This is a genomic window from Nesterenkonia halotolerans, assembly GCF_014874065.1.
Taxonomy (GTDB): domain Bacteria; phylum Actinomycetota; class Actinomycetes; order Actinomycetales; family Micrococcaceae; genus Nesterenkonia; species Nesterenkonia halotolerans.
Genome location: NZ_JADBEE010000001.1, coordinates 2,025,942 through 2,038,293, shown reverse-complemented (window position 1 = coordinate 2,038,293; position 12,352 = coordinate 2,025,942). Strand labels below are relative to the sequence as shown.

At 67.1% G+C, this 12,352-nt stretch carries 12 protein-coding genes; 3 read left to right on the top strand and 9 right to left on the bottom strand.

Going from position 1 to position 12,352, the window contains the following annotated elements:
* Positions 1–70 precede the first annotated feature (70 nt).
* The 3 genes from madM to H4W26_RS09215 are packed head-to-tail and all read right to left on the bottom strand — an operon-like array spanning position 71 to position 4,181.
* Positions 71–832 (bottom strand): malonate transporter subunit MadM, encoded by a 762-nt coding sequence (gene madM / locus H4W26_RS09225; protein WP_192591758.1) that lies wholly within the window; start codon positions 830–832, stop codon positions 71–73.
* Between the two features lies 1 nt (position 833).
* Positions 834–1,235: a malonate transporter subunit MadL gene (gene madL, locus H4W26_RS09220; protein ID WP_192591757.1), complete on the bottom strand. Its 402-nt coding sequence runs from the start codon at positions 1,233–1,235 to the stop codon at positions 834–836.
* A gap of 39 nt (positions 1,236–1,274) precedes the next feature.
* Positions 1,275–4,181, bottom strand: a complete 2,907-nt coding sequence (locus tag H4W26_RS09215) for an AMP-binding protein (RefSeq protein ID WP_192591756.1) — start codon at positions 4,179–4,181, stop codon at positions 1,275–1,277.
* Between the two features lie 112 nt (positions 4,182–4,293).
* Here H4W26_RS09215 and H4W26_RS09210 point away from each other — a divergent pair, with 112 nt between their 5' ends.
* Entirely contained in the window at positions 4,294–4,986 is a 693-nt protein-coding gene (locus H4W26_RS09210) for a GntR family transcriptional regulator (RefSeq protein ID WP_192591755.1), read from the top strand.
* A 10-nt stretch (positions 4,987–4,996) separates the two neighbouring features.
* Positions 4,997–5,845 carry an IclR family transcriptional regulator domain-containing protein gene (locus tag H4W26_RS09205; protein WP_192591754.1) on the top strand — a complete coding sequence of 283 codons (849 nt, stop codon included), beginning with the start codon at positions 4,997–4,999 and terminating at the stop codon, positions 5,843–5,845.
* Between the two features lie 2 nt (positions 5,846–5,847).
* Here the strand turns inward: H4W26_RS09205 and H4W26_RS09200 are convergent, their stop codons facing one another.
* Genes H4W26_RS09200 through H4W26_RS09185 form a run of 4 tightly spaced genes read right to left on the bottom strand, consistent with a single transcriptional unit; the run spans position 5,848 to position 9,350 of the window.
* On the bottom strand, positions 5,848–6,213 hold the full coding sequence (locus H4W26_RS09200; RefSeq protein ID WP_192591753.1) for a hypothetical protein: 366 nt from the start codon (positions 6,211–6,213) through the stop codon (positions 5,848–5,850).
* A gap of 13 nt (positions 6,214–6,226) precedes the next feature.
* Complete coding sequence (locus H4W26_RS09195) at positions 6,227–7,216, bottom strand: DODA-type extradiol aromatic ring-opening family dioxygenase (RefSeq protein WP_192591752.1); 990 nt, start codon at positions 7,214–7,216, stop codon at positions 6,227–6,229.
* 2 nt (positions 7,217–7,218) lie between these two features.
* Complete coding sequence (locus tag H4W26_RS09190) at positions 7,219–8,100, bottom strand: citryl-CoA lyase (protein ID WP_192591751.1); 882 nt, start codon at positions 8,098–8,100, stop codon at positions 7,219–7,221.
* Positions 8,097–9,350: a CaiB/BaiF CoA transferase family protein gene (locus H4W26_RS09185; RefSeq protein ID WP_192591750.1), complete on the bottom strand. Its 1,254-nt coding sequence runs from the start codon at positions 9,348–9,350 to the stop codon at positions 8,097–8,099. Before H4W26_RS09185 ends, H4W26_RS09190 begins: the two co-directional genes overlap by 4 nt.
* A gap of 255 nt (positions 9,351–9,605) precedes the next feature.
* On the opposite strand from H4W26_RS09185, the gene H4W26_RS09180 reads away from it, so the two are divergent.
* The gene (locus H4W26_RS09180) at positions 9,606–11,090 is read left to right on the top strand and encodes an amidohydrolase family protein (RefSeq protein ID WP_192591749.1); all 1,485 of its coding nucleotides are present in this window, start codon (positions 9,606–9,608) and stop codon (positions 11,088–11,090) included.
* A gap of 79 nt (positions 11,091–11,169) precedes the next feature.
* Here H4W26_RS09180 and H4W26_RS09175 read toward each other — a convergent pair whose 3' ends face one another.
* Positions 11,170–11,694: a DoxX family membrane protein gene (locus H4W26_RS09175; RefSeq protein WP_192591748.1), complete on the bottom strand. Its 525-nt coding sequence runs from the start codon at positions 11,692–11,694 to the stop codon at positions 11,170–11,172.
* Between the two features lie 4 nt (positions 11,695–11,698).
* A complete protein-coding gene (locus H4W26_RS09170) occupies positions 11,699–12,346 on the bottom strand; it encodes an alpha/beta hydrolase (RefSeq protein WP_192591747.1) in 648 nt (215 codons plus the stop codon).
* Between the last annotated feature and the right edge of the window lie 6 nt (positions 12,347–12,352).

Genomic DNA, 12,352 nt, shown 5'->3' with positions numbered 1-12,352 from the left:
CTCTGCAGGTGGGCGGCCGCCGTCGTCGAGCTGGGGGGGGGTCCCAGGTATCAGTCTGGAATCTGGGGCCTCAGCCGAAGAGGCCGACCAGCGTGAAGTAGAACACCGAGGGTCCCAGCAGACAGCCCAGGCCCGTGTAGAAGGTCGCGGTCATCGCGCCGTAGGGGACCAGCCGCTTGTCGGTGGCGGCAAGGCCGCCCGCGACGCCGGAGGTGGTGCCCATCAGACCGCCGTAGGCCATGGCCGACTTCGGGTTGTTCAGCCCGATGAACGGCGCGATCAGCGGGGTGCACACCATGACCACCACGGCCTTGATCAGCCCGGCCGCCACCGAGAGGGCGATGACCTCCGAGCTGGCGCCGATCGCGGTGCCGGTGACCGGCCCGACGATGTAGGTCGCGGCACCGGCGCCGATGGTCGCCATCGACTCCGGATCGGTGTAGCCGAAGGCAGCCGCCACGGCGGCGCCCACCACGAAGGAGACCAGGATCCCGGCGATCAGCGCGACCACGCCGGCGGCGCCGGACTTCTTGATCTCTTGCAGATCCACACCGTAGGCGGTGGCGACGATGGCGAAGTCGCGCAGCATGGCTCCGCCCATCAGGCCCAGCCCGCTGAAGATCGCGATATCGGCCAGCCCGTCCTCGCCGCCGGTCTGGATGCCGCCGAGGTAGGCGAGCACCAGGCCCAGCATGATGGCGATGGCGGAGCCTTGCAGCCGCCCCCTGGTCAGCGTCTTGGACAGCCACCCGGAGAGCAGCATGAGGGCTCCGACCACCACGAAGGCGAAGAGCAGGCCGTTGCGTTCGAGCACATCTGCGACGATCTCCATCTCAGGCCTCCTGCTTCTCTTCTTCGGTCATCGGTGGCAGCGCTTCAGACTGACCTCCGATGCGGGCGATCACGGGCACCAGCGCGGCTCCCGCGGCGAGCGCCCCGAGCCCGGCGATGGCGGCCATGGGACCGCCGCCGATGGCCTCGGCCACGTTCTGCGTGGAGGCCATGGCGATCACGATCGGGATGTACAGGGCGCTCCAGAAAAGCACCCCCTGTTCGGTGGGCTTGGGGAACAGGCCGCGCTTGCGCAGCCTGTCGGTGGCCACCACGAGAAGGATCATGGCGAAGCCGACCCCGCCCACATTGGCGTCCACTCCGACCAGGACGCCCAGACCGTCACCGATCAGCATTCCTATGAGCATGCACAGCGCCAGCGCTGCAACTCCATAGAGAACCATCGTTTGTCTCCTGACTTGGGTTTGACGACTTCGCTGCGCTCAGGCGCTGAAGAGGTCGGTGTACTGCTTGCGGAGCTCGGCCTTCTGGACCTTGCCCATGACATTGCGCGGGAGCGCGTCCACGAAGCGGACGGCGCGCGGCTGCTTGAAGCGGGCCAGCTCCCCGGCCAGGGCTCCGAGGATCTGCGCCTCATCGGGGGCGCCCTCCGGCGCGGGGACGACGACGGCGACGAGCCCCTCGCCCAGATCGGGATGGGGCACTCCGATCACCGCGGACTCGGTCACTCCGGGCTGATCATCGATGAGTCCCTCCACCTCCTTGGGGTAGATGTTGAACCCACCGGAGATCACCAGGTCCTTGTCCCGGCCGACGATGCTCAGGTAACCCTGCTCGTCCAGGGTGCCGAGGTCCCCGGTGATGAAGAAGCCGTCTTCGCGGAACTCCTCGGCGGTCTTCTCCGGCATGTTCCAGTAGCCGGCGAAGACATTGGGGCCGCGCACCTCGATGATGCCGACCTCACCCTGCGGCAGGGCCTCGCCGGTCTCGCGGTCGGTGATCCGCACCTCGACCCCGGGCAGCGGATGCCCCACTGTTCCCGGTCGACGGGGACCTCCGCGGTAGGGGTTGGAGGTGTTCATCCCGGTCTCGGTCATCCCGTAGCGCTCCAGGATGGCGTGACCGGTGCGGGCCTGGAACGCCTCATGATCGGCGGCCAGCAGCGGTGCCGATCCGGAGACGAACAGTCGCATGTTCGAGCAGGTGTCCTCGCCGAGCCGGTCCGAGCCGAGCAGCCGGGTGTAGAAGGTGGGCACCCCCATCAGCACGGTGGCGCCGACGGCGGAGTTCGTCATCGCGTCGAGGACATCCGCGACGTCGAACTTGGGCAGCCAGACCATCGAGGCGCCGGCGGTGAGCGTCATGTTCACGGCGACGAAGAGCCCGTGGATATGGAAGATCGGCAGCGCATGGATGAGCACGTCCTCTGCGGTGAACTCCCAGGTCTGCAGCAGTGAGACGCAGTTGGCCGCCAGATTCTCGTGGGTCAGCACTGCTCCCTTGGAGCGGCCGGTGGTGCCTGAGGTGTAGAGGATCGCACCCGGGTCCTCGGGACGCGTCTGCGCGATGTCGCGGTGTTCCTGCTCGGCAGCGAGCAGAGTGCCCTCCCCGGTGGTGCCGAGGGTCTCGACCACGATGCCGTCTCGACCGCGCTGGACGTGATCGGCGGCCTGACTCGGATCGCAGACCAACACCCGCGGGGCGGCGTCGGACATGAAGTAGTCCATCTCTGCACCGGTGTAGGCGGTGTTCAGCGGCAGGTACACCCCGCCGATCTGCAGCGTGGCGAGGTAGAGCGCGATGGCCTCGGGGGACTTCTCCACCTGCGCGGCGACCCGGTCTCCCTGCTTCACGCCGTCTCCGATGAGCTTCGTGGCGATCCGCCGCGAGGTGTGCAGCACCTCCGCGTAGGACAGCGTCCCTGAACCGGGCAGGTGGAACAGCGTCTTGTCGGGCTGCTCCTCGGCTCGGGCGAGGAAGCCCTGGTAGATGCCGCTGAGCGTGTGATCGGTTGCTGGTTCTTCCACTGCAGTGGTTCCTTTCGTGCTGCTGGTCTGAGCGTCTGCCGAGGGCAGCAGTTGGGAGACTCGTGCTCCCAGCGCCACCGTGGCGTTCCTGACGTAGTCTTCGTGCCGCTGCTCGACCAGTCCCGGCTCGTAGCGGTAGTTGATCATGGCTCCATAGGACTGGTCCCACATGTAATCGGCCGTGCTGGCGGGCCAGTGCAGCTGCCAGGCAGTGGCCCCGTTGCCCAGGTGGAACCGGGCCACCGAATCCAGCGGCTGACCGTCGGCTCGACGTTCCAGGGCGATGTACTGCGCCAGCGCGGAGGCGAGCCGGCTCCGCAGGTCCTCCACCTCGGCGTCGGAGAGGTCCGCGGCAGACTCGTGCCGTTCAAGCTCGGTGGCGAGCTCGCGCAGCGGTGTGCGTCCGGAGTCTGCTGGCTGTTGGTGCAGCCACTTTCTGAAGCCGGGGATCGGAGAGAGCGTGACGAACTTCTCGAGGTGCGGCAGTTCGGTGGAGACCTGATCGATGACCTGCTTGATGAGCAGGCTGCCGAAGGAGATCCCCGCCAGACCGTCGAGCGCGTTGTTGATCGAATACAGCACCGCCGTGTCGGCCTTGGCTGGAGAGAGCGCCTCGGTGGGCGCAAGCAGCGGCTCGATGGCGCCGGGGATGCCCTTGACCAGCGCCACCTCCACGAAGATCAGCGGCAGGTCCCCGGTGGCCGGATGGAAGAAGGCATAGCAGGTCCGGTCCTTGGGACGCAGCCGTCGCTTGAGATCGTTCATGTCCTGCATGGGGTGGACCTTCTCGGAGTCGAGCAGGTGTTGGCGCATCTCGCGGGGCGCATCCCAGCCCACCTGTTCCATGCGCAGGAAGCCGCGGTTGAACCAGGAGCTGAGCAGATGCCGGAAGTCACGGTCCAAAGGTGCGAGATCGGGGTGTTCGCGCAGGAGCCGGCGCAGATCGGCCCGCATGTTGACCAGATGCAGCGTGGCGCCGTCGGCGTGGTTCAACCGGCGCAGCAGCTGCTGTCGGCGGGGCTCGCTGGCGTCGAAGAGGTCGGCGAGCTCGCTCTGCCCGTGGGTCTGTTCCCACCGCTGGTACGCCTCGCGCAGCGTGTCATCGTCCACCGCGTAGGAGGTGAGCATGTGGCTGAAGAACGTCACCCGGTCGGCGTCGTCCTCCAGGTCTCGGTAGGAGGCCAGCGCACGATCGGCGACGGCGCGCATCGAGGCCTCCCCAAGGTCACCCATGAGCACATCACAGGCGGCGGTGAGCTGTTCCAGGGCGGCGGGGTCTGGTCCGTTCGACTCAGCCGCGCCACGGCTGCCCCCCAGGGAGCGCAGCAGGTCCGAGAGAATCCAGCCTTGGGTTGCCGGCATGCCGCCTCCTTCCGTGTATAACAAGAGTTCTGATGTATATAACAGCGACTATAGGGCATGAACGTGATCCACGCCACAGTTTTCTGGCGATATGCTCGAGACAGGAGGTGCCATGGTTCGGGTCCCTGAAGCCCAGCGCGTGCGGGATGCGCTGGAGAACGCCATCGTCGACGGGCAGTACGGTCCGGGCGAGCGGCTAGACCCTGCCAAGCTCCAGGTCGAGTTCGGCTGCTCCCGCACCCCGGTGCGCGAGGCGCTGCAGGGACTCGAGCGCTCGGGCCTGGTGCGGATCCGTCCGAAACAGGGCACCTACGTCACCGAGCTGAGCATCCCCGAGCTCGCCGAACGTTTCGAGCTCATGGCGGAGCTGGAGGGCATGGCGGCCCGGCTGGCCTCGCGACGGATCGAGCGAGAGCCGCTGGCCGAGCTGCGGAGGGCTCTGGAAGAATGTGAGCGCCACGAGGCCGCCGGAGATGCCGACGGCTACTACTACGCGAACGCCTGCTTCCACAGCATCATCTACGACTCCTGCGGCAACGGATATCTGCAGCAGCAGGCCCATGACCTGCGCCGGATCCTTCAGCCCTATCGACGGCTTCAGCTGCGCGCCCCGGATCGGATGCGCCGTTCGCTCGCCGAGCACCACGCGATCGTGGAGGCCATCAGCAGCGGAGACACGGAGACCGCGGAGAACACCGCCCGAGACCATGTCCTCGTGCAGGTCAAGGAGTTCAGTCAGCTGGTGCGCACCTGGAACAGGCTGCGCGAGGCGCGAGTGGGCCAGACCCAGGCCCAGCTCCAATGAAAGGAATCTGATGTCGACGGAGCGAAGCCCCGAGTTCATCGAAGCCATCTCGCGCGGACTGTCCGTGATCACGGCGTTCTCCGCCGAGTACCCCAGCCTCACGCTGAGCCAGGTGGCGAAGGCCACCGGCCTGGCCCGCCCCACCGCGCGACGAATCCTGATGACCCTGCAGGAGCTGGAATATGTGCGCTCCGACAATGGGCTCTTCGGACTGACCCCCCGCGTCATGGAGCTCGGCATGGCCTATGTCAGCTCATTGGGCCTCTGGGATGTGGCCCGACCACATCTGGAGGCCCTGGTGACCCACACCCACGAGTCCGCCTCGATGACCCAGCTGGATGGGCCGGACGTGGTCTACGTGGCGCGCGTCGCGGTGCCGAAGCTGATCGGGCTGCGGGTCGACATCGGCACCCGCTTCCCCGCCCCGCCCACCTCCCAGGGCAAGGTGCTGCTGGCGGACATGGAGCGCCGCGAGATCCTCCAGCGCCTGTCCGAACCTTCACGTTCGCCGGTGATCCCGGCCGTGCAGTGGGACCAGAAGTCCTTCATGGATGAGCTGGACCGGGTGCAGCAGCAGGGGTACGCGGTGGCCGACGAGGAGCTTGCGCGCGGCATCCGCTCCATCGCGGTGCCGGTGCGTGACTGCGAGGGGCATGTCCTCGCCGCCATGAACACCACGGTCCACGCCGCCGAGACCAGCCTGGACGCACTGCTGAGCCGGCACCTGCCACACCTGCAGGAGGCCGCTGCGGCGGTCACCGAGGACTGGGCACGCTGGCAGTCCTTGCCGAGCCATGTGCGTGAGCGCGAGGTGCCCGCCGTCGGACGGATTCCGCTGCTGCCCGCCGAGGAGGGCTGAGGCTACATCGCGACCGAGGGGTAGTCCCGGCCGGTCCAGTGACCGAGCTGCCGCGCCATCTCCGTCTGGAAGGCGAGTGGTCCGTGCGCGGCGGCATACTCCTCGTCGAAGAGGGCGATGAACAGCGTGAGGTTCAGGAAGAAGTGCGCGCCGTTCTCGAAGAGCGAGACGTAGTCGTGGGTGGACAGCGCCTCGCGCTCCTCGGGCGTGAACTCCAGCCAGCTGGTCTGCTCGGTCACGTTGAGCCAGCGTCCGATCTGCTTCTCCCAGCGGTCCACCGTGCCCCGCGGGTCCTCCTTGTAGCTGGCCACCCATTCGGGGTCCCGGTCGATGGTGAAGAGGAACTTGTTGACGTAGTACTTGCTCATGCTCGCTCCTGACTCAGGCTTCGGCGGCACCGGCCGTCGCGGCGCGCTCACCGCGGAACTGGTCCCAGGTGGGATCGCTGGCGTAGATCGGCCCGATGCTGGCCTGCGCGGTCTTCGCCGCGCGCGCCGCCGCCTCGAGCTGGTCCTGGGTCTTGTTCGGGTACCAGGTCATGTACATCTCCCGGGTGTGGAACAGGTCCAGGTGATCGACATAGTCGGCCTGGACTCCGGGGCCGGCGATCCCCATCATCAGCAGCAGGTCCATGAAGCCGTGGGTCGCGTTGCCCGCACCGGCCATCGATTCATGGGTGACGTTGTCCAGGATCGCGTCGACGTTGCCGGTGGAGAGCCATTCGATGGCATCGGCGTCGAAGAGCGGATCCGGGCCGTGCTCGCCGAACTGCCGGGGTCCGCCGAGCTCCAGCGAGAGGTGCCCGGTGCCGATGGCGGCCACCTTCTTGTCGCTGGGGAAGCTGTCGATGACCTCTCGGATCGCTCGCCCGAGAGCATAGAACCGGCGCGGGGAGGGCAGCGGAGGCACGAAGATGTTCGTGTAGATGGGCACGATCGGCAGGTCCGCCTCGGGCCGGACCGTGATGATGGGGCAGATGATGGAGTGATCGATCTTCAGCTCGTGACTGACCGAGAGGTCGAAGTCCTTGCCCAGCAGCTCCTCGTGCATATGGCGGGAGAGCTCGATGTCTCCGGCGAGGGTGTACTTCGGGATCCCGAATTCGCGCTCCTCGTTGTAGAAGGTCGCGTCGTATCTCTCCTGCTTGCCGATCAGGAACTGCGGATAATTGTCCAGCCAGAGCTGGTGGAAGTGATCCGCTCCCACCATGACCAGGATGTCGGGCTCCGCGGCGGTGAGCGTGGCTCGGTAGGCCTCGACCTTGCGCTGCCAGTCGGCGGCGTAGGGCGGCCGCTGATCCTCCGGTGAGGTGGTGGCCTTGTAATAGAACGGGTGGTGGGTGCTCGCCAGCACCGCCGTCAGCTCTGCCATGTTCAGCTCTCCTTGGTCTGATCGGTGTGGCCGGGCGGATTCGACTCCCCTGAATCCGCAGCACCACTGGACCCGCCGCCGGCCAGCGGAACGAACCGTGCGTTGCGGTCCACATGCATATAGATGTCATGGGCGATCGGGCTGCGCCGCTCCTCGGCGATCTGTCCCAGCAGCCCGGCCGTACGGGCCAGCAGCGCGAAGCCGCGCAGGAAGTCCACCGGCAGACCGAGATCGGCCAGCGCTGCGCCGCAGACGCCTGCACCGTTGAGCGGCAGCTTCTTGCCCAGCACCTCCTCGCTGACCCGGCCCATGGCTTCGAACAGGCGCAGGTGCTCCCCGCGGGTGCCACCTTCTTCCGCGATCTGGATCAGCCGCGGGGTGCGCGGGTCACCGGCCTTGTGCACCGGATGCCCCAGCCCGGGGACGATCTGCTGAGCAGCGCGGGCCCGGGTGATCGCCTCCCGCGCCAGGGCGTCATAGTCCGCGTCGGTGCTGCGCGCGCCGTCGTCGGTTGCAAGCACCTCATGCAGGAACTTGCCGGTGTCCTCGGTGACGCCGAGGAACCGGGATCCGCCGCCGAGCAGTCCGGCGGCGATGGCGCCCTGGATGGACTCCGGGGCGGAGAGGTAGGTCAGCCGGGCCGCAATCGCGGTGGGCGTGAATCCGTGGTCTGCGAGCGCGACGAGCACGGCCTCGAAGGTGCGCAGCTCCCCGGGTGTGGGCCGGCGGGTGGCGGTCATCCAGAAGGCCAGCTCGGCGAATCCGACCTTGCCCATGAGGTCCTCAGAGAGGGACTGCCCCATCAGGCTGATCTCCTCGGCTGTGGAGGTCCCCAGCGAGGTGGGGTAGCTCGATGCGTGATTGTTCTGCTCTGCGCCGCTCATCGCTGCGTCCTCTCGGTCTGTGCAGGCTCGGTCTGTGCAGGCTCGGTCGGCTGGGGCTCTGGCAGCTGAGACACTGGCTGCTGAAGCCACGCCCGGATCTCCTCGGTGTGCTGGCCCAGCGTGGGCGGGGCCAGATCGTAGCGCGGGGTCATCGTGCTGAAGGTCAGCGGATGGCGGACCCCGGGCACTGAGGTCGCACCTGTTCCCACCTGCACCACTGGTTCCAGGCCGAGTGCCTCGGCGTATTCGACCCCTTGTTTGATGGTGTTGATCGGCCCGCAGGGCACGCCGACCTCGTTGAGCTTCTCGAAGAGCTCCTGGGCCGTGTGCTTGGCGAGCTCCGCTTCGAGGATCGGACGCAGCTCATCGCGCCGGTCGGTGCGGTCGCCGACGTCGGCGAAGCGCTCGTCCTCGGCGATCTCCGGGATGCCCAACACTGTGCAGAGGCGGCTGAACTGGGTGTTGTTGCCTGCGGCGATGATGACGTCATCGTCGGCGGTGGGCATGGCCTCGTAGGGGTACAGCGAGGGGTGCGCATTGCCCATGCGCATCGGGGTGGTCCCGCCGCCGACATAGGCGTGGGTCTGGTTGACCAGTCCTGACATGGCCGAGGCCATCAGGGAGGCCTCCACGTGGGCGCCCTCCCCGGTGTGGTCGCGCTGCCGCAGCGCAGCGAGGATGCCGATGGTGGAATGCAGCCCGGCCATCACGTCGAACACGCTGATTCCGGCACGGAAGGGCGGTCCGTCGGGTGAGCCGGTGAGACTCATCAGCCCGGACATGGCCTGCACGATGAGGTCATAGCCGGGGTATTTGGCGCCCTCCCCCTGGGTGCCGAAGCCGGTGATGGAGGAGTAGATGACGCTCGGGTTGTCCTGGACCACCGAGTCGTAGTCCAGTCCGAACTTCTTCAGGCCGCCCGGCTTGAAGTTCTCGATGACGACGTCGGCGCGCGCTGCCAGCTGCTGGGCTGCGGCGAGGTCATCGGGATCCTTGAAGTCCAGCACGATCGACTTCTTATTGCGGTTGATCGCCGCGTAGTAGGTCGAGACCCCGTCGGGACGCCGCGGTGGGACCCAGGTGCGGGTGTCATCTCCGCTCGGCCCCTCCACCTTGATCACCTCGGCGCCGAGATCTGCCAGCAGCATGGTCGCGTAAGGGCCCGCGAGCACTCGGGAGAAGTCGGCGATCATGATCCCCTCGAGCGGCAGCGGCGCGCCTCCCGCGGCATGCGAAGCGGTGTCAGTCATATCGGGTTCCTCCCGGATCGGCCCTGCTGGCAAGACATCCGTCGCGCCACCAACCGTCATACGGACAAGCGTCCGTCTGTTTGGTGATCAGTTTCACATTCTGCTGCCGAGAGCGTCAAGCACTGAACCGCCGGCCCTGCAGCGGGTTCTTCAGCGGCAGAGATTCCAGCAGAGCACCAGCTAACGGACTCTTGTCCACTGTGCGAACGCCAGCTATTGTGAGTGGCGTCACAGAGATTTTCACAGGAGGCTGACATGAGTTCTGAGGTCGCGGCCAATGGCTCGCCCGTGCTGTTCAAGAACGGGATCGTGCTGACCATGGACAAGGATCGGAGCGTGCTGGCCCGGGCAGACGTGCTGGTCCGCGGGGACACCATCGCCGCCGTGGGGCCCGAGCTCGAGGCCCCTGAGCACGCCCAGATCATCGATGCCTCGGGCGGCATCATCACCCCGGGCTTCGTCGACACCCACCGCCACATGTGGCAGACCGCCATGCGCGGCTACGGCGCGGACTGGACGCTGACCCAGTACTTCGTCTGGAATTACCTCGAACATGGGAAGAAGTTCCGCCCCGAGGACATCTACGCCGGCAACCTGCTCTCCGCCGTGGAGGCCCTCGACGCCGGGGTCACCACCTCGGTGGACTGGTCCCATGGCCTCTCCACCGTGGATCACGCCGATGCCGCGGTGGACGCGCTCGAAGAGGTCGCCGGACGGTTCGTCTTCGCCTATGGCAACATCCATGCCGGCCCCTGGGAATGGTCGACCTCGCCCGAGTTCCGCGACTTCGTGGATCGGCGCCTTCCCCGCTCGGGGGGATCGATCGGCGATGACATGCTCGGCTTCCAGATGGCCTTTGACGTCACCGGAGATCCAGAGTTCCCGGAGAAGGCGGCCTTCGAGGTCGCCAGGGATCTCGACGTCGGAGTCACCACTCACGCCGGGGTCTGGGGCGCGACCAACGACGACGGCATCCGGCTCATGCACGAGCACGGCTTCATGAATGAGAAGACCGTCTACGTCCACGCGGCCACCCTGGGGCAGGACTCGTACCAGCGCATCGCCGCCACCGGAGGCGCGGCCTCGGTCTCGGCGGAGTCCGAAGCCAGCTGCGGCCAGGGATACCCCTCCTCCTGGCAGCTGCGCAAGCACGGCATTCCGGTCTCGCTGTCGGTGGACACCTCGGTCTGGTGGAGCGCCGACCCGTTCGCGGCGATGCGTTCCACGCTGAGCTCCGACCGCGCCCGCGAACACTTCGAGCATCACGCCACCGGGGAGACCTGCACCAACCTGGGGCTTCGGGCAGACCAGGTGGTGGAATGGGCGACTCGCGGCGGGGCGAAGGCCCTGGGCATGGAGGAGTCCATCGGTTCACTGGAGGTCGGCAAGAAGGCCGACGTCGTCCTGATCAAGAACGACGACTCCCCTGCGATGTTCCCGATCCTGAACCCGCACGGTCACGTGGTGTTCCAGGCCCAGCGCGGAGACGTGCACACGGTCATGGTCAACGGACGGATCGTCAAGCATGAGCACAGGCTGGTGGATATCGATCTGGCCAAGGTTCGCCGCACGGTGGAACAGACTGTGGAGCACATCGCGGGCGAGCTGGGCCGGGAGGAATGGGAGGCCGGCATGAGCCCGGAGGTTCCCGAGACCAAGATCCTCGACAATCCCTACACCTACACCGAGTACCGCACCGACACCACGCATGCGGCACAGGGTCGGGGCCCGGGCGCATGAACCGCTGAGCCGTTTCGCCTCCGATGGACTTCGGGACTGCACCCCAGACGGGGCGCAGTCCCGAAGCGTGTGGGCTTGATCAGGGCGTTGAGGACTTCTTCACCACGGAGGCAAACGGGATCACCGCGAGAACCGCCCCGAGCAGAACCGCTGCGCCCACCCACAGGGCCGGTTGGTAGAACACGGTCTCGAGCACTGATCCCGGCTCGGCAAGAAGCGCATCGAGCGAGAGTGCTCCAGCACCTGTGAAGCCGAGCACGGCCGCCGCGGCCGCGAGGACATAGGGGTACTCCCCTCCGCCAGCGATGTTCCAGAACTTCCCCGAGTTCAGCTGCATGGTCGCTCCCGCCACAGCCATGGTTCCGGCTGCCAGCAGGGCTGCCAGTGGAGTGAGCAGCCCGAGCAGAAGGCCGATCGCTGCCAGCAGCTCGGAGACGCCGGCGGCGAGCACCATCACTCGGCCCGGTCGCAGACCGAGCGAGGCGAAGATCTCTGCCTGTCTGCTCAGCCCGTTTCCCCCGAACCAGCCCGCGAGCTTCTGGGTGGCGTGGGTGAACAGGATCAGCGCCAGGATGAGTCGCAGCAGGAGGAGTCCGGTGTCCATCGACTCAACCCTCCAGGAACCGCCGGAGATAGTCCGCAAGCCGGCGTGCGGCGTCGTCGGAGATGTGATGCTCGGAGTCGCGGTAGACGCTCAGTGTGGTGGAGGCGACCAGCGACTCGAAGGCCGTGGCGGTCTCCTTCGCCCGGTGCAGCGGCACCCAGGGGTCCTCGTCGGCGCAGAACAGCTCCACCGAGATGCTGCTCATCCGTGCCGACGGGACCTTGGTGAAGTCCCGGGGCCGCGGACCGAGATATCCGCCGGTGTGCAGCACCGCCCCGTCCACGGCGGGCTGGCGGGTCAGCAGGTACTCCGCGAGCAGACAGGCTCCCTGCGAGAACCCCAGGACGACGACGGGCGCCCCGCCGGCGTCCCTGCGCTCGAGCAGCGCGGAGAGCTGGCCCTCCAGGACGTCCAGGGCCTGTCCGAGCTGAGGCTGATTGGACTCCAGCGGTTCCATGAATCGGCCCGGGTACCAGGAGTTCTCGGCAGCCTCGGGCAGGAACCAGCAGATGCCCTCCATCTCTAGCCGCGCTGCGAGTTCGATCCAGGCGGCGGGACTCTGCGTCCGCCCGTGGACCCCGTACACCACCAGCCGGGCGTCCTCGAGATCGGCGCCGTGGTGGACGGGGTCCAGCTGATCATGGGTGGGCACCTCGGT